This is a genomic window from Nostoc sp. (genome assembly GCF_036917275.1).
GTDB lineage: Bacteria > Cyanobacteriota > Cyanobacteriia > Cyanobacteriales > Nostocaceae > Nostoc.
In genome coordinates, this window is the sequence record NZ_JBALDF010000070.1 from 231839 (window position 1) to 249262 (window position 17424).

Genomic DNA, 17424 nt, shown 5'->3' on the forward strand with positions numbered 1-17424 from the left:
GTAGTTTCCAAGGGGACTGCTTCCTTCCTAAATCAACTCCTGACTGTGCAAAAAGCAAGCAATTTGACCAGCGTGAATTGATTTATCTTTTACAGACTGCCTTGATTTTTTCTGACCATTTATTTTTTTGCTAATCCCTTAAATTCGACAGGCTCGCAATGCCGTCTGAACAACCTCTAGAAGTTGGGCGCGACTGGCTCCACTCGCTGCTTGGACGGACATTCCAAAGTTGACAGTTACGACAAAACGAGCAAGGGTAGCAGGATCAATATCAGACGGCAAGTCACCTTCTGATAAAGCACGCTCGAAGCGATCGCGTATTGCAATCTCGCCTAAGACTCGGCGTTCTGCCAATTCTTGATGGAGCGGATCTTTCTGATCTCGACATGAAAGCATACTCAGTGCAAAGAGACATTTTGAGGGATTGCACGGATTAGTCAGTAAGTCAACAACACCATACATCATCCGCTCGATGACTCTACGTGCAGTTGGCTCCTCAAGTGCCTCACGAAGGTAGGCTGTTTGCCTCTCACTATAGCGATCAAGCACCTTGCGGAATAAAGTTTCTTTGTTGCCAAAGGTAGCATAGAGGCTCGGACGGTTAATACCCATCGCCTCTGTTAAATCCGTAAGGGATGTTCCCAGATAGCCCTTGCGCCAGAATATCTGCAAAGCTTGCTCTAAAGCTTCGTCGATATCAAAAGCGCGAGGACGTCCCTGTACTCTATGAGACTTTCTCGTTTCCATACCTTTAAGTATAAAACTTCCTTGACAGCAAGATTTAATCAGGGGATACTTTTTGTACCGATTGGTAAATAAATCTTGATTGGCAACTATTATGCTCAGTGGAGCAAATTATGGGAAAAACACTCGCAGGTAAAGTTGCATTGGTTACGGGCGGTTCACGCGGTTTAGGGGCAGCGATCGCTAAACGTCTCGCCCACGATGGCGCAGCAGTCGCCCTCACCTACACTAGTTCGCCCCAAAAAGCCGACGAGGTGGTGCTTGCCATCGAAGCGGCAGGTGGAAAAGCCTTGGCAATCCGCGCTGACAGTGCCGATGTTGAAGCGGTGAAACACGCCGTCGCCGAGACAGTCAACACTTTAGGTCGCCTCGACATCCTCGTAAACAACGCTGGAGTTCTCGCTGTTGCTTTAATCGACCAGTTCTCGATGGATGAGTTTGACCGACTCGTCGCGGTGAACATCAAGGGCGTTTTCGTGGCAACTCAAGAGGCGATTCGCCACATGGGTGAGGGTGGACGGATCATCATGATTGGGAGCGTCAGCAGTGATTCCACCGCTTTTGCTGGGACTTCGGTCTATGCGTTGACTAAGGGAGCGATCGCCAGCTTTACTCGCGGTCTCGCCCGCGATCTTGCACCTCGCGGCATCACCGTCAACAACATTCAACCTGGCCCGATTGAGACCGATATGAACCCGGCAGAAGGGAACTTTGCCGATGGGCTGAAAAAGATAATTGCCCTCGGTCGCTACGGACAGAGCGATGAGGTTGCTGGCTTGGTTTCCTATCTCGCCAGTCCTGAAGCCGCCTTTGTCACTGGTGCCAACCTGAAGATTGATGGTGGCTTTACAGCTTGAACGATATGTAATCTAGACTTGCTAATCCCTAAACCTAATTCAAAAAAAACATCACTATGTCACAGAAGCTTTCAGAAAAAATCGCGCTGATTACAGGTGGCACCAGCGGCATCGGTCTTGCCACTGCCAAGCAATTCGTCGCCGAAGGTGCATATGTCTTCATCACAGGTCGTCGTCAAAGTGAACTTGATGCCGCCGTCAAAGAGATCGGTAAAAACGTCACGGGCGTTCAGAGCGATGCCTCAAATCTAGCAGACCTTGATCGCCTTTACACCACGATTGAGCAAGAGAAAGGTCGCCTTGATATCATCTTCGCCAATGCTGGAAGTGGGGAACTTGCCCCGCTCGGATCGATTACCGAAGAACACTTTGACAAAACCTTCAACACCAACGTCAAAGGTCTGCTTTTCACTGTGCAGAAGGCATTACCTTTGTTGCCAGAGGGGGCTTCGATTGTCCTCAATGCTTCGATTACTTCTATCAAGGGCACCCCAGCGTTCAGCGTTTACAGCGCTACCAAAGCCGCCGTGCGATCATTTGCCCGGAACTGGACACTCGACCTCAAAGAGCGCAAGATTCGTGTCAATGCCATCAGCCCTGGTGTCGTGCCTACTCCTGGCTACAATCTCCTGGGACTGAGCGAGGAGCAGGTGCAGGAATTTGTAGCAAGTCAGGCTGAGAATATCCCCCTTGGGCGGGTGGGCACGCCAGACGAGATTGCTAAAGCTGTCGTCTTCCTTGCATCCGATGACAGCAGCTTTGTCAACGGCATCGAACTCTTCGTTGATGGGGGCATGGCGCAGATTTGAAGCGTCCCCAAAGCGATCGGCATAGGGACTTCCAGTTAAAAAAACAACCCATCACAGGAAGCTTAATTTGTCGTAGACACGTAGTGGCTTGTCGCAGGCTATCGCCATCTCTGCCAGAGGCTGACACCAACGCGCAGCGTCTGGTAGAGAAGAATTTGTAGAGTGGGCGTAAGTCCTATTATTATGAGGGTGAGAGAAAAGGCAGCTTGTTGTAAATATCGCGAAAGTGCTTACTTTATTAAAGTGAAACGGTATGACATATTAAATGTGATAAAAATCTTCGTTTTAAAAATGTCATTACATAGAAATTGGCGGGATGGAGGTCTAACAGGGGCTGTAACACTCTTAAACCGCATAGGAAAGAGTAGCAGTTGGTCACACCTGATACTGAGTTTGGATCTGAAAAGTTTAAGAGCGATCGCTCCTATTGAAGACATACTAAGTGGATTTCTGTCGCTAAAGCCTTAAGATATTCTTGGCAGCTAGTGCTAAACATCGGTTAATATGACTAATCTCGTGGCTTCAGTTTGAAAATGTACAGTAATGTTTGATGTTTAACTTGTAATTATGCTAACTAGTGTTGACCGTTTATTATTTGTCCGGCGAGTCCCAATTTTTAAGGAATTGCGGGATGATTTTATAGTGCGGCTCACTTCAGTGATGAACGAACTGTCATTTCCAGCTAATTACACAATTTTTCGCCAAGGAGAAGAAGGGCGATCGCTCTACATTGTCGTATCAGGTCGAGTTAAAGTTCACATCGGCAATAAACAACTTGCAGAGGTAGAACAGGGAAAATACTTTGGTGAGATGGCAGTATTTGATACTCAACCTCGTTCCGCCACCGCAACGACTTTGGAACCTTGCGAATTTTTAGAACTGACGCAAGAGCAACTTTATGATGCGATCGAAGAAACTCCCGAAATTGCGGTGAATATCATTCGTGAGTTATCCCGTCTGATTCGCAGATTGAATGACGATATGAATGTGTCGAACTCACGTTAATTTATAGCAACTTATTAAGAATATTATCGACATAACACATCATTGGGGTACGATTACAGTCGTTTATCTCAACACTTTTAGCAGATGGATGTGAAATTAAGATGAATACTATTCAAGAACAAGCGACAACTTCTTGTTATGAGAGGTTAGAACGTTCTAAACCTGTAGAAACTCCAGACCCATTCAGTAAATTTAATAAATGGAATGATAGATGTATCTTTAGCAATATACTTGATAGAGGTCAAGAACATTTTGTTTTGGATGACATGAAATTGACACTAATCAAATTCGCTGATAATCAATTTAAAGGAATTTTCTCCTATTACATTACTTCCAAAGGTTGGAGAACAGGAACAACCCAAATGCCTGGAATACGGATAATTTTAAAGAGCTGTAAGGGAATTGGTTTTGCCAACTGGTCTATTGATGATATTCAGGTAAGTTGTAGAGACAATCATCAGTATCGAGAACATCAGACAATTTTTAATCTTTATACTTTTGAAAACCTTTTTAAAACTGAAATAGATATTAATAATGGTAGTGTTTACAAATGTTATAGCAACAGTCAAGGTGGTTAGGACATTAACAGATGATAAAACTTAAACACAAAAAGGCTTTTCACCCAGTCCCCAGTCCCTTGCTATAGCAAATTTAGGCGTTGCATAAATGCGAGATGAATTAGCGGTTGAAACCATTGAAAATCCGTTCCAAATTGGGCAAAATTATCCCATGATTCAGCAACGCCAGATTTTATGATACAGCATTTTGCATCTAAATGAAGTACATCCTTACCCCCCTTAATCCCACGCCACTTGCTACAACGGAGGGAACCTCCCTTCGGGTTCAGCAGTTCCTCATGGGGGAAACCCCCAAGACTGGACTGCCTCACCGCAACGCAGTGGCTCCCCGATGTATTGGGGGGAAATTCCCAATCTACTTCCCTCCCCTTAGAAAGGGGAGGGTTAGGGAGGGGTATTTTTGTACTTCATTAACTTGCAATCTGCTGTAAATAATCATCCGAACTTGATATAAGACTTCACTTACTAACTAACTAACTTTTACATCGCTTAATAAACCGTTGTGGTATCTCTCCACTTACTCCCCAGTGGAGATGAACATAAGAAGCATAAACATTTGCCGATAAACCCCATCCCTCGCATCCCATATTTTCCTCACAATCGTAGCGAGAAGTTTCAAATAGGGGCTGAGTGGGAGTTGAGGTTAAAAGGGAACGATGAAACTCATGTCCGTAAACAGTTGTACCTGTCTTCACTAAAAGATTATCTTGCAAAGCTACTGCACGACGATAGCCCAAAGTTAAACGCCCACCCATCACAGCAGATGTGGGTAAAACTCCCGCCATCGACCAAGATTTACCCTCAAAATCGATAATTTGCTCACATAAATACATCAATCCTCCGCATTCGGCAACTGTAGGCATTCCTTTCAGAATTGCTGTTTTCACTGCATCACGAACGCTGGTATTTTCTGCTAATTGCTGGGCAAAAACTTCTGGGAAACCACCGCCAAAATACATTCCTTGCACATCTTTTGGGATGCCAGCATCTTCTAAAGGACTCCAGAAAACTAATTCTGCACCAAGGTTTTGCAGCAAATCGAGATTGTCTTGGTAGTAGAAATTAAAAGCGCGATCGCGGGCTACTGCAATCTTGATAGAGGAGGGGGGATAAGGGGGATGAGGGGGATGAAGGAGAGGTTTTGATTTTAACAAAGGTAATAAGCGTTGCCAATCGAAGCAGGTGTCTCCTAAATCAGCGAGGCGATCAATTAAAGCGTTGAGTTCTGGGAGTTCTGCTGTGGGTACTAAACCCAAATGGCGATCGGGAATTGTGATGTTATCTTGACGCCGCAGCACGCCGAGAACAGGTAATTGTAAGGGTTCTAGGGAATCTTTTAGTAAAGAGAGATGGCGATCGCTTCCGACTCGATTTAGTACCACCCCAGCTATTTTAATTCGGGGATCAAAAGACTGGTAGCCGTGAGCGATCGCAGCTACAGAACCAGATAAACGACTACAATCAATCACCAATACCACAGGCAAATCTAAAAGCCGTGCGATGTGCGCTGTACTCGCAAAATCAGTTGATTTTTGCTTTTCTTGCCCATGTCCAATTCCATCAAATAATCCCATTACCCCTTCCACTAGGGCATATTCACTCACTTGACTATGAAGGGCAAAACATTGCTGAACGTAGGCTTCAGAAGTCAGTACTGGGTCTAAATTCCGACAAGCACGACCGGTTACGTGTTGATGAAACATCGGATCAATGTAGTCTGGGCCTACCTTGAAAGATTGCACCAGGCGATCGCGACGACGTAAAGATGCTAAAAGGGTGAGCGTAACTGTTGTCTTGCCCACCCCACTACGTTCTCCAGCAATAATTACAGACATAAAAAAGTTAGGAGTTGAGAGTGAGAAGTTATGAATTATAACTCCTAACTCCTGTACAGAGGCGATTAATCGCGTCTTTCCTAATTCCTAACTTTTAATTAGCCAATTTGAAAATATTCGCTGTCACTCCTAGACTTTCTTCAAACAATGACTCGCGGCCCCAGCGTTGCACCTGCTGACTTAGCAATGCTTCCGCCTTTTGTTCCGAAAGTGAAGTCACCTGTTGAAACAGACCGGCGGATTGGGCACCACCGTGTGTTTCCATTCGCATACAACCACCAGTTTCCGAGCAGATAACTGTACCACAGTCTGCCTGAGGATTTGTCGAGCTAAGGCGCAAGGCAATCAAGTCGCCGATAATATCGCCCACATCAGCAACTGGAACTCCTGCTAACTCTGCTTCTACTTGTCGCTGCTCTTGAGCAATAAAACGGATGCGAGTGATGTCATAATCACCGCTTTCCTTTTCATAAGAAACTGGCTGCCATTCCAGCCGACTTGCCAACCAGCCCAAAAATAGCAAAGCTTGGGCGGGATTGCCTTTTTCGTAATCAATGGTAACGCGGTCAATTTCTTTGAGGGCGACGCGACGCTGAGGAGAATCGTAGGCCTCAGCTGTCAATTCCTGCCATGACGCGAGGCGACGCCAGTTCAAATCAGCTAAAGGTACACCCGTTTCTACCAACTCTTGTAAGTGGAGTAAATCATTTTCTGGGGTATTAAAGTTGCAAGAATCTACAATGACATTATTGCAGACTTCTGCTAGGCGCTTAAATAGACCGTTGTTAGGGTCTGGTGTTGCCTTCCACCAGAGAAACTTCGGTAAACCGCCAATCAACAATGCTGGAATCATGCCCCCTATCCGTTCTAAGGCAGCAGCAGTACCACTGAGAGTAATATATTCACAGCAGACAAGTGTCCTTGACGATTGCTTTTGGATGGGGCAATAGGCAGAAACTTGAGCTTTAACCCCTTGATCTTCGCCAGTAATGGGAAATAGTGCAATGATGCGGCAGGGGTTACGGAGGGCAATTTCATCAGCAATTCTGGGGCTGGCGCTATTATTTAAGATCCCACTACCGGGATGTTCTCCTCCAGATCCGTTTCGCTGAACTTTAGCAAATTCTTCTCGTAATACAGCTAGAGTTTCTAGTGTTGCTGTTCCAGTTTGTAGCAGACTATGTTTTTTTTGCACTTCCCGCAATGCTGCTGCCATCTGTGGCCCTAAAATCCCATCAATTGGGCCGTTGTAAAATCCCAAAGCAGCCAACAAATATTGAGTTTCTTCTGGTTCGTAGACTACTAAAGTAAATGTTGTTGCCCTAGTAGCACTGGGAAGTCCATTGCCATCGCCAGTAATGCCGTAGCTTTGCCAAATTTGATTCAGTTCCGTATCTATTTCGTTAAGCGAAATATCTTTTGGTGCCTGGAGTGAAAAAATTGTAGAAGTTTGAGGCATAGTAATTTTAAGTTGTCAGCTTTGTTTGTTGAATAAGTTAGGAGTTAGTAGTTAGGAGTTAGGAGTTAAGAGTTAGGAGATGAAAGTTAGGAGTTAGAAAACTGAAATTGTTAACTCAAAAACTCATAAGTTATAATTCATCACTCATTACTCATAATTTATCACTCCTAACTCATCACTCGTAACTTGCTAAAGTCTGCGCCAGCGACGGCCATCCTGGTTAATTAAGAATTCTGCTTCTGCTGGTTCCCAAGTACCGGCTTCGTACTGGGGAATAGTATTTGGATCGGCGGGTGCATCCCAAACAGAAAGGGCTGGCGTTACTACCTGCCAAGCTGCTTCTACTTCGTCCGCCCGTGTGAACAATGTTTGATCGCCCATCATACAATCAAGGAATAGGCGATCGTAGGCATCGGATGTTGCTTGGATGCCAAAGGAACCATAACTAAAGTCCATATCAACGGCACGGGTGCGGAATTCTGCCCCTGGCATTTTGACATCAAAACGCAGGGAAATACCTTCATTTGGCTGAATCCGCATCGTTAAAATATTGGCGTTTACCTGTTGGGCGGCAGATTGGAACATCCGAGACGGAACTTCGCGGAAGTGAATCGAAATTTCACTGACTTTTTTCGGCATCCGCTTTCCGGTACGCAAGTAGAAAGGAACACCTTTCCATCGCCAGTTGTCTACCAAAAACTTCATCGCTACATAAGTGGGTGTGGTGGAGTTGGCGTTAACGCCTGGTTCTGTCCGATACCCTGGCGCTGCTTGACCCTTCATCCAGCCAGCACTGTACTGACCACGGACTGCTGACCGCGACAGATTGTGAACATCAGCTAAACGAGTAGCTTGGAGTACCTTCACTTTTTCTGTGCGGATGCTGTCGGCATCCATTGCGTTCGGTGCTTCCATCGCCGTTAAGCAGTAAAGTTGCATTAAGTGGTTTTGCAACATATCCCTTAGTGCGCCGACGCTTTCATAGTAACCAGCCCGGTCTTCTACGCCTACGGTTTCTGCCACGGTAATTTGCACATGGTCAACAAATTGACGATTCCACAACGGTTCAAAAATCGCATTGGCAAAACGAAATACCAGCAAATTCTGGACTGTTTCTTTACCTAAGTAGTGGTCAATGCGGTATACTTGGTTTTCTTTGCAATATTTCTGTACCACTTGGTTAAGACTTTGGGCAGAAGCCAAATCCCGACCAAAGGGTTTTTCAATTACTAGACGGTGTTTGTAGGGATCTTCTAGCATCCCGGTGCTTCCTAGCTGCTTAATTGCTTCGGGAAAAAATGAGGGAGCAACGGAGAGATAGAACATGCGATTACCTCGCGTGCCCCGTTTTTCGTCTAATTCACTCAATAAGGTTTTCAGTTTCTGGTAGCCTTCGGGATTGTCTATATCCCCAGGACTGTAGAACAGACCTTGAGAGAAGTCTTGCCAAAGTTCCCCTAAATCGACATTAGGATGTGCCTCTTCCATGCCTTTTTGCATCTGTTCACGGAAGTAATCGTGGCTCCACTCTCGACGTGCCACACCGACAATGGTAGTTTCTGGGGGAATACGCCGTTCTCGCCGCAATTTGTAAAGTGCTGGCACTAGTTTGCGCCAGGTGAGATCACCAGAAGCGCCAAAAATGACTATAATCTGGGGTTCGGGCATCCCTTGTTGTTGCAGACCAACGCGCAAGGGGTTTTCTAGCAGACTAACCATAGCAATTTTGGATTTTGGATTTTGGATTTTGAGATTGGGGACTGGGTATTAGGGACTGGGTATTGGATATTGGGTATTGGGTATTGGGGGTTTAGTATTAGGAAAATTGTTTACCAGTCACCCAGTCCCCAGTCCCCAGTCCCCAGTCCCTAGCCCCTACACTGGTGACAATACCTTGATTTTGTCTTCTAAAGAGTTCATCAAGGACTGGAAGGGCTGAATGAACTTGTCAATACCTTCATCTAACAGTTCATCCATTACAGCATCGAGATCGATGTTGATGTCGGGATCTTTGAGGTTTTCGATCAGCCTGTAGGCATTATCTACATCCGTTTCTAAGCGATCGCTCACGTTACAATGATCGGCACAAGCTTTAATGGTCGCTGGTGGTACGGTGTTAACGGTATCCCGGCCAACCAACTCCTCGATATACATCACGTCGCGGTAGTTGGGGTCTTTGGTGCTGGTACTAGCCCAAAGTAGCCGCTGTACTGTAGCCCCTTTTGCTGCCAAGGCTTTCCAACGATCGCTCTCAATGATTTTCTTGTATTCTTGGTACGCAATCTTAGCGTTAGCGATCGCTACTTTCCCTTTAACAGCTCTTAGCTTTGCTTCCACGGTAATATCATCAACGCCTTTTTTCAACTTAGCATCAATTTTGCTGTCAACGTTACTATCGATCCGGCTGAGGAAGAAGCTGGCGACTGAAGCAACTTTACTGATGTCTTTACCTTCAGCCAGCCGTTTTTCTAAGCCACCAATATAAGCCCAAGCTGTGTTTTTGTAGCTTTCTATAGAAAAAAGCAGCGTAATATTGACATTCATCCCTTCGGCTATTACCTGTTCTGCTGCTGGTAAGCCTGGCTCTGTTCCGGGAATTTTAATCATCAAATTTTCCCGACCAACTTCTTGGAAATAACGCCGCGCTTCCTTTATTGTTGCTTCAGTATCATGGGCGATGGTTGGTGGGACTTCGATACTCACATAACCATCTAGTCTATTCGAGGCTTCAAAAACAGGGCGTAAAATATCACAGGCATTACGGATATCTGCAAAAACCAGCGATTCGTAAATTTTGTATGTCGGTGAGCCAGCACGAACTCCGGCTTCGATATCGGCATCATAAATAACGTTACCAGCGATCGCTTTTTCAAAGATTGCTGGGTTAGAGGTAATCCCAGAGATCCCTTGATTTTCAACCATGTCTTTGAGTTCGCCTGATTGAATAATGTCACGGGTCAGATTATCCATCCAGATACTTTGACCGTATTGCTTAATTTCCAGTAGATGATTGGTAGCCATAGCTCTAATTTGTTTCAGTCCTGTATAGTGATGTTTCGTAGTGAAGTTGGTAAAACCCATCAACTGATGGTTACTTTTGAATTGTGGCGTTGCCAATCACTTATTGCATCCGCCAGCTGAGATAATCTTTAATACATCTTCAAGAAGTGCTATTCTGTATTCCCAATCCTAAATCACCATGATTAACGTTTAATTAATGGCAGATGCTAGATGCATCCTTGATGCTTTTGTGACTGTCTTCTAGTGGCCGTTTTGAATAAAAGACTCCACCTTTGCTACATCCTCTTTACTACCAATAATTAAAGGTGTGCGCTGATGCAGTTTTTTTGGTACCACATCCAAGATATTTACCAGTCCTGTAGTGGCACGACCGCCTGCTTGCTCAATCAAAAAGGCTAGAGGAGCGGTTTCATAAAGCAAGCGCAATTTCCCTTCTGGGTTCTGAATTGTGCCTGGGTAGAGAAACACGCCGCCTTGAACCAAAATTCTGTGGATATCGCTCACCATTGCACCGCTATAACGAGCGCTGTAACCTTCTGTGCGATGAACGTAGCGGATATATTCTCGAATTGATTCTTCCCACTGCCAGAAGTTACCCTCATTCACGCTGTAAACAGACCCGTGGGTAGGAATCCGAATATTTTCTTCTGTGAGAATAAATTCGCCTAAGCTGGGATCAAGGACAAAAGAATGAACGCCCTTACCTATAGTATAGACCAGCATCGTGCTGGGACCATACAGGATGTATCCGGCAGCCAGTTGCTTCCGTCCGTTGCTGAGGAGATCAGTTGCCTTACCATCGCTATCAGTTCCTTCTTGTTGGCGAATGGCGAAAATAGAACCTAAGCTGAGATTATTATCAGTGTTGGATGAGCCATCAATTGGGTCATACAGCAGGGTATAGCGACCAATGGGGCAATTTTCCGGGATGTAGTAGGGATTTTCCATTTCTTCAGAAGCTAGGCGACAGACTAAGCCGCTTTGCTTGAAAACCGAGATAAATACATCATTGGCATAAACATCCATCTTTTTGACGGATTCTCCTTGCACATTAACTTCCCCAGTAAATCCCAGAACGCCTTCCATTAAACCAGCGCGACTCATGCGACGAGCAACCAGTTTGCCTGCTAAGGCGATGCGATTCATCAGCGCACTTAAATCCTGTGCATCTGGCGAAAAACTCTGAAGTTGCTGGAGGACGTGACGGGATAAGGTTGTACAATCACGATCGAGGGATTTGTCTGTAGCGTCGTAGGTAGATAAGTCTAAAGATTCTGGCGCTTTAGCCATTTTTATGTTCTCCGCAGCTACTAGCTGTTAATTGGGTATCGTGTATGGCAACTCATAGTTGCTGCTTCTATCTTAGAAAGGTAATTTGAGAACTTAGATACGACTTTAGATAAACTAAAGAAATCAATCTTCAGTGACCCCTGCACTCAGAGCTTAGATACGTAGTAATTTGTCTAAGACATAAGGGACTTCCAGTTAAAAAAACATCGCATCTCCAGGGCGCAAGGCCAAGATTCCCTACTATTAAAAGGATTTTTACCATCTGCGACAATCAGGCGATCGCACTGAAACACTTTATCTGGTATAATTTGGACGGACAAGATGTCTGTCTTACAAAACTATTCATAAAACCTGGCTATGCAAAGAGCAACAGCTAGCATTGAGCTTACAGCTTGTTTAAATGTATTTTTACAACCGTAAATCTGAGTAAGTTATAATATAAAAAGTCTTGGGCGATTAGCACAGGGGTAGCGCACATCCTTCACACGGATGGGGTCACTGGTTCAAATCCAGTATCGCCCACTTAATATATAGCAAAGCTTTAGGCTCATGTTGTGATTTCAAGCATAATGTTGCCGCAACGGCAACATTATGCTTGAAAACACCTGCGGCAAACTTATGGTTGAAAAAGTGGATATTGAATTAAACCACGTTTTCACCCGATTGAGTTCTAAATCTGCCTATCCTGGAAAATTACTTTGTGCTTGCTGCAATGTAGCACGGACTCCTTTGTATCTTAAGTATCCAGGCTTAGTCATAGACTTAGATACAAGTTTTTCTGTAGGATATACTCCCTTGTTGCACAGTATGACTGCAATTTCTTGAACTTCTTTGCAAGACAGTTCTATATTTTTCAGACGTAATGCTTTGCGGTAATTAAGGTATTTGGCGGAAATATCGCGGCATAATTCCGGAAAATGTTGAAAAATGGTTCTTCTATCGTATCCAAGACGTTGAGCAGCTTCTTTCATTGTTAATGGGGGGATCTCGTCATTTGCAAGCACGGCTAGTAAAGCATCTTGCACTTGCTCGGAGTCAAATGATTTCGGGGATATTCTTGTCCCACGCGATCGCTGTTGAGATGGGTTTAAGATTGTCTTAACCAAATTACCAATATCTTCTGATGTTAGAAAATCTAATAAGCTTACTCCGAGAAAGTGGCAGATTTTTAGAAGGAGATCAACTTGCGGTAAAGCTTTCCCCCTTTGCCACATCCATACTGTGTTCTTTGGTAGTTCAATTAGACTAGCAAAAGCAGCTATATTACCATCTGTGACTATCTCTATAGCTCTACCAAGAGATTTGGAAATGTTTTCTTTTAGTGGTGGAGATGCCAAATATGGGGTACTAGCAATTAATTCTCCAATGACCTGTGCTACCCAAGTTTCCCACTGCAACTCCTTTTTAGACAAATATTTGCTGTCAAGAGATTCAATATATGAAGTGGTAGATGAATTTTTACCCAACCATCCACCACAATTTGAGCAGTACCCTGGTTGAGTTTTCCAAGTTAGGAGTGATATTTTTTGCTGACAGTTAGGACACCGCTCACAAAGGAATTTATTATGCTGAGGACAAAATTTAACTATACTTATTGTCCAAAGCAAAGGGTCATAAATTTCTTTTTGCGAGAAATTCCACTCTTGATAACAAACTGGACACCAGCTTTTATTATCTCGAAACAACTCTTTTGGTAGAATAACATCTGCCCAAAAAAGCAAGGTAAGAAACTGTAAGTTTTTTTGCAAAGTTAGTTTTTCAAGTGCTTGTACAAAATCCTTAGCCATAATTCCTGTGCCGTTTAAAGCTGTAGCACGGTTAAACAAAGCACGTAAACCCATGCCAGCGCTGGTTTTGACATATACTTTTTCTATTAACGGCGCAAGCTCTCTGGAAATTAACACCCCCAGAAATACATTGTGAGATTTTGCCAGACGAGCAACATAGCTTGTTAAACTTTCCACCAATGGAGACCCAACACCTACTGGATTTAGATGATGAAGGCAACTACGTTCTGGAATTATTGGTTTCTCTAAATCCCATAATTCATGAATACTTGAGGAATCACTTAACATAGTTGATGCTCTGAATGGGACTTAGACAAAAAATATCCTCAATCTTTGTACAGAAGGACTTTGACATCATTTTGCTTAGTTTATTGATATGTCTAGGTTTCAGCTATTTTTGATCACTCGTGTATTATCCTTACCCTGCATGGGTTTGAGGCTTGTTTATCCTTCAAAAATGTTTAAGTTCCTTTAAACAAATTCTTATTTTGCATAAGCTAAATTTTGCTGATAAAAAAAATTATTTATAAATGATAACTGCTATTGTTGATTTTGTTTTATTAATTAACGTTGCCATCTTACTCATATCCCAGTTCGCGTCGTACTTCATGGAATGCAGCAATAGCGTTTTTATCGTGCATTAATCCTGGCTTAATTAAAAGTTCGCTAACATATCTGGAATGAGGTTTTATCCCTTTATTGTGGAGTTTCAATACGGCTTGGCGCACCTCTTGTTTAATTTTTTCAATTCGTTCAAGCTGACGCAATTTAATATAACAAGAGTGTTGCTCCGAAATTTTTTCACATAAATCTGGAAATTCCTTGTATAAAGTCTTCCTCCAAATTCCTATTCGTTTAGCAATAACTACTACAGATGGCGGTGGATATTCACCATTATTCACTACAGATAAAAGTACTTGTCGTATTTTTTGGTGATTAGGTTTTCGAGAAGCGGAGTATCGCTCTGATATCTGGCAGCATAAATTAGGGAAATACCTCCTAACAGAACTACGTGTTATATTTTTTAAATTTTTAACTACTTGATATAAAGAACGTGGTGGAGATTCTTCAAGGGCTGCAAGTAATACTTGTTCTACCTCCTCCAACAAAGAAGGATTACTGCAAAGGGTCTGTGTACTACGTTTTTTAGGAGTTTGAGGCTGTATTGGTATGTCATTACTTGCAGCACTGACTTCAATTGCCATGAGAAAGTCAACTAATGGCGTTTGTAAATAAAAGCATATCTCCAATAGTTTATTTAGCTCGGGTATTGCCTTTCCTCTATACCATTTATTTAAAGAATGTGGAGAAAGACCAAGTAATTGAGCGAATTCTGATAAATCTCCTTTAGTTAACTGATTTATATAAACAGAAATAACATTTTTGATATTATCTGAGGGTGGGTAAAATAATATATCTGGCGCAATAGCAAGTAATTCTCCAACGTTGTCTAATACCTTTAATTGCAACTCAAGTTCTTCTTCTGAAAGAAACTGACTATTCTTAAATGTTTTAAGTTCTGAGGAAAGTCCTAGCCAACTTTGACATCTTGAGCAGTAACCTGAACGGTAATTGCCTGACAATAAAGGAAGTTGTTTGTAGCAATAAGGACATTGAGTATGCAAACGACAATGGTGATGTGGACAAATTTCTACTACATTTAATGCCCAAATCAATGGTTCGTATACTACCTGTTTTGCTTCAAACCGCTCCTGGTAACAAAAGGGACACCAAGCCTTTTTGGGATGAAGCAAGTACTTTTGAGAAATAACATCAGTCCATGTGAGCATTGTCAGAAAGTGTAGGTCATTACGTTGTGTTAGGTTTTCAAGAACCTCAACTACGGTAGCAGCTGTTAAACATTGTCCATTCAGCGATTTAGTAAACGCAGAGCTGCATACTCTACTCATATCACTGTATTTAGGATTGAAAATGTAGCTTTCTTTTAAGCTGGGAGCAATTTCAGCACAAACTAAACGTCCTACTGTGATGCTATGAGCTTCAGCAAGCCTAGCAATATAACTAGTCAAACTCTCAACATTAGCTGTTCCCACACCAATTGGTTTCAAGTGAAACAAATGGCTGTGCTTTGAAACAAAGGGCGGTTCTAAATTCCACAATTCATAAGTATCATTCTTATCAAGAGCCATACTAATTTCCCCCTACTAAATCTCGTTTTGGCCTTCGGTTCCCTACACCTTGACTTTGTAAATTCGGATTAGTATTCTGCTGTCTTTGCAAGCTAGCAGCAGAATCTGACTTATCATCACTTTGTAAACGCTTTTCGCCTGCTTCTGCTTCCTCAAGGATTTGTTTTCGTCGTGAAGCAGAGAATTCAGCCTTTTTAAGATGCTTTAATGTCAGAGTTGTAGCATTCTCTTCAATAGAAATACGTAAGGCACGAACCAACCAACTTTTAAGCATTCCCACACAGCCAATAGAGTACTGAAGAAGATACTCGCACTGCGTTTCAAGCTGTGGCTCTTCTAGCAATGGTAAATGACGCTGCAAAGTCTGTATTACCGTGCTATATTCGATAACGTCTTCCTGAAGAAGTTCGTGGTAACGAGCAATATGGATGTCCTGACTACGCCTACCTATCTGTCCACTTATAGTAGAACAGTTTAGTAGTTCATAAGTGCCAACCAAAATGTGTATCGTTTTTGTAAAGTTAGCAATCGATTTAATCCAATTCATTTGGTTAAGTAACTGGTGTCCGCCTGCCGTTGCAAATAAGTGTTGTGCTTCATCTACTATGAAAACTCTCAACTGGCGGTTGATAAATACCTTTTCCATAGCACGGCGTAAAGTAGAAGTGTTCTTAATTACAGTTGGAACAATCGATTTTGAATCATAACTTCTTTCAGTCTCAAAAATACCATAGTCAACTTTGTAGTTAATCAATACCTCATTTAGTGATTCCAAAGCTCGTATATAGTAGTCTGAGTGGTTAAATTTCCCTTGTGATGGTGAACTTGCCTCTACACTTGCAACACCAATTTGACCAGGATTGGACAGTAAATCTTCTAAGAAATCCTCCAATAATATTTTTTGAAGCCGCTTTATTAGAGTAGACTTCCCAATACCTGTTACGCCAAACACAAAAAATACTGATGTGTCAGCAGGTTCAAGGATATTTGCCTTAAGTTCGTTTAATACTTCCTTGAGGTTTCTATGAGGAACAGTTATGCCTTTGAAGTATGCTAATTTTTCTAATGATGGTTTTTTTAAAAGTTCCAAATCAAAGAAACGTTGTTCTACCATTACCATAAATCCTCATTAGGATAGGGATTAATTTTATTTAATTCAGTATCTGTTTTTAAATTGCTTTCTATATGATTAGGCTCCTCACATAGTAAGTCATCTGAATTTTTCAATTTAATTTCTTCAGGTGAAAAAGTTTGAGTAATTGGCTTATTTTCAATTAGGCCACGAACATCCTTAACTGCTAAATCTCGCTGGCTTTGAAGCCTTAATTCCTCCTACTGCTCTGCATCTTTTAGAAGTTGGGCAATTTCTCCCGGTTTAGAACTAGTTTTTTTACTAAAAAGGTATTTTTTTTGTCTTAATATTTCAGTAGCAACCATTATTTCACGCTCTGAGTGACCCTGAAATTTATTGTAGTGGTTGGAAATACAGCGAACCCAATGCCCATGAATATAGGCATAGGCTGTCCCATAGTCAAATGGATCGTAGCGTACAGGTACTTGTTGACCTTCAATATCGGGTCTTAGAAATGAATCATCTATAGACCAGTAGTCTTGCTGATTAATTCTTACCCCTGTACTTGGTTGGACTTTCGCTGTCCCTTTAAGCGTTGAAGGTAGAGTTAAAATTCGGAACTGCTCATCATAAATTATTTTTTGATGAGCGCGAGAGCCACTATGTGCAAGTCCAGCATGAAATCGATCATACGGAGAAAATCCTTCTAATGCTGGATGTTCTTTTCGGTCATAAGCACCATAGCAATAGCCATTAATAAAATAGTCATATAACTCATCAAGAGTCCAAACCTGCGCCAAAACAGCCATCTGTTTAC

Annotated in this window: 14 protein-coding genes and 1 tRNA gene; 5 read left to right on the forward strand and 10 right to left on the reverse strand. The window is 42.7% G+C overall.

All coding sequences use genetic code 11. The features are described 5' to 3' along the window. Nucleotides 1-138: 138 nt before the first annotated feature. Nucleotides 139-747, reverse strand: a complete 609-nt coding sequence (locus V7K35_RS27930) for a TetR/AcrR family transcriptional regulator (protein ID WP_335083511.1) — start codon at nt 745-747, stop codon at nt 139-141. A gap of 110 nt (nt 748-857) precedes the next feature. Here V7K35_RS27930 and V7K35_RS27935 point away from each other — a divergent pair, with 110 nt between their 5' ends. From V7K35_RS27935 to V7K35_RS27950, 4 genes are all read left to right on the forward strand, one after another. Next, nucleotides 858-1601, forward strand: coding sequence for a 3-oxoacyl-ACP reductase family protein (locus tag V7K35_RS27935; protein ID WP_335083513.1), 744 nt, complete (start codon nt 858-860; stop codon nt 1599-1601). A 56-nt stretch (nt 1602-1657) separates the two neighbouring features. Further along, on the forward strand, nt 1658-2410 hold the full coding sequence (locus tag V7K35_RS27940; protein ID WP_335083515.1) for an SDR family oxidoreductase: 753 nt from the start codon (nt 1658-1660) through the stop codon (nt 2408-2410). A gap of 567 nt (nt 2411-2977) precedes the next feature. Then, nucleotides 2978-3415 (forward strand): Crp/Fnr family transcriptional regulator, encoded by a 438-nt coding sequence (locus V7K35_RS27945; RefSeq protein WP_335066960.1) that lies wholly within the window; start codon nt 2978-2980, stop codon nt 3413-3415. A gap of 101 nt (nt 3416-3516) precedes the next feature. After that, entirely contained in the window at nt 3517-3993 is a 477-nt protein-coding gene (locus V7K35_RS27950; protein WP_334796594.1) for a hypothetical protein, read from the forward strand. Between the two features lie 473 nt (nt 3994-4466). Here the strand turns inward: V7K35_RS27950 and V7K35_RS27955 are convergent, their stop codons facing one another. The 5 genes from V7K35_RS27955 to fbp form a co-directional block, all read right to left on the reverse strand. Continuing rightward, nucleotides 4467-5828: a cobyrinate a,c-diamide synthase gene (locus V7K35_RS27955; RefSeq protein WP_335083517.1), complete on the reverse strand. Its 1362-nt coding sequence runs from the start codon at nt 5826-5828 to the stop codon at nt 4467-4469. A 94-nt stretch (nt 5829-5922) separates the two neighbouring features. Then, nucleotides 5923-7287 carry a glucose-6-phosphate dehydrogenase assembly protein OpcA gene (opcA, locus tag V7K35_RS27960; RefSeq protein WP_335083519.1) on the reverse strand — a complete coding sequence of 455 codons (1365 nt, stop codon included), beginning with the start codon at nt 7285-7287 and terminating at the stop codon, nt 5923-5925. Between the two features lie 189 nt (nt 7288-7476). Next, nucleotides 7477-9006, reverse strand: a complete 1530-nt coding sequence (gene zwf / locus V7K35_RS27965) for a glucose-6-phosphate dehydrogenase (RefSeq protein WP_334796590.1) — start codon at nt 9004-9006, stop codon at nt 7477-7479. Between the two features lie 156 nt (nt 9007-9162). After that, the gene (gene tal / locus V7K35_RS27970; RefSeq protein WP_335083521.1) at nt 9163-10308 is read right to left on the reverse strand and encodes a transaldolase; all 1146 of its coding nucleotides are present in this window, start codon (nt 10306-10308) and stop codon (nt 9163-9165) included. A 240-nt stretch (nt 10309-10548) separates the two neighbouring features. After that, nucleotides 10549-11598 (reverse strand): class 1 fructose-bisphosphatase, encoded by a 1050-nt coding sequence (gene fbp / locus V7K35_RS27975; protein ID WP_335083523.1) that lies wholly within the window; start codon nt 11596-11598, stop codon nt 10549-10551. Between the two features lie 450 nt (nt 11599-12048). Here fbp and V7K35_RS27980 point away from each other — a divergent pair. After that, nucleotides 12049-12120: transfer RNA gene (locus tag V7K35_RS27980), tRNA-Val, on the forward strand. Between the two features lie 158 nt (nt 12121-12278). On the opposite strand, the gene V7K35_RS27985 is transcribed toward V7K35_RS27980, so the two are convergent. The 4 genes from V7K35_RS27985 to V7K35_RS28000 form a co-directional block, all read right to left on the reverse strand. Beyond that, on the reverse strand, nt 12279-13673 hold the full coding sequence (locus V7K35_RS27985) for a TniQ family protein (protein ID WP_335083525.1): 1395 nt from the start codon (nt 13671-13673) through the stop codon (nt 12279-12281). 290 nt (nt 13674-13963) lie between these two features. Beyond that, nucleotides 13964-15535 carry a TniQ family protein gene (locus V7K35_RS27990; protein ID WP_335083526.1) on the reverse strand — a complete coding sequence of 524 codons (1572 nt, stop codon included), beginning with the start codon at nt 15533-15535 and terminating at the stop codon, nt 13964-13966. Between the two features lies 1 nt (nt 15536). Beyond that, the gene (locus tag V7K35_RS27995) at nt 15537-16649 is read right to left on the reverse strand and encodes an ATP-binding protein (protein ID WP_335083528.1); all 1113 of its coding nucleotides are present in this window, start codon (nt 16647-16649) and stop codon (nt 15537-15539) included. A gap of 218 nt (nt 16650-16867) precedes the next feature. After that, complete coding sequence (locus tag V7K35_RS28000; protein ID WP_335083530.1) at nt 16868-17416, reverse strand: Mu transposase C-terminal domain-containing protein; 549 nt, start codon at nt 17414-17416, stop codon at nt 16868-16870. Between the last annotated feature and the right edge of the window lie 8 nt (nt 17417-17424).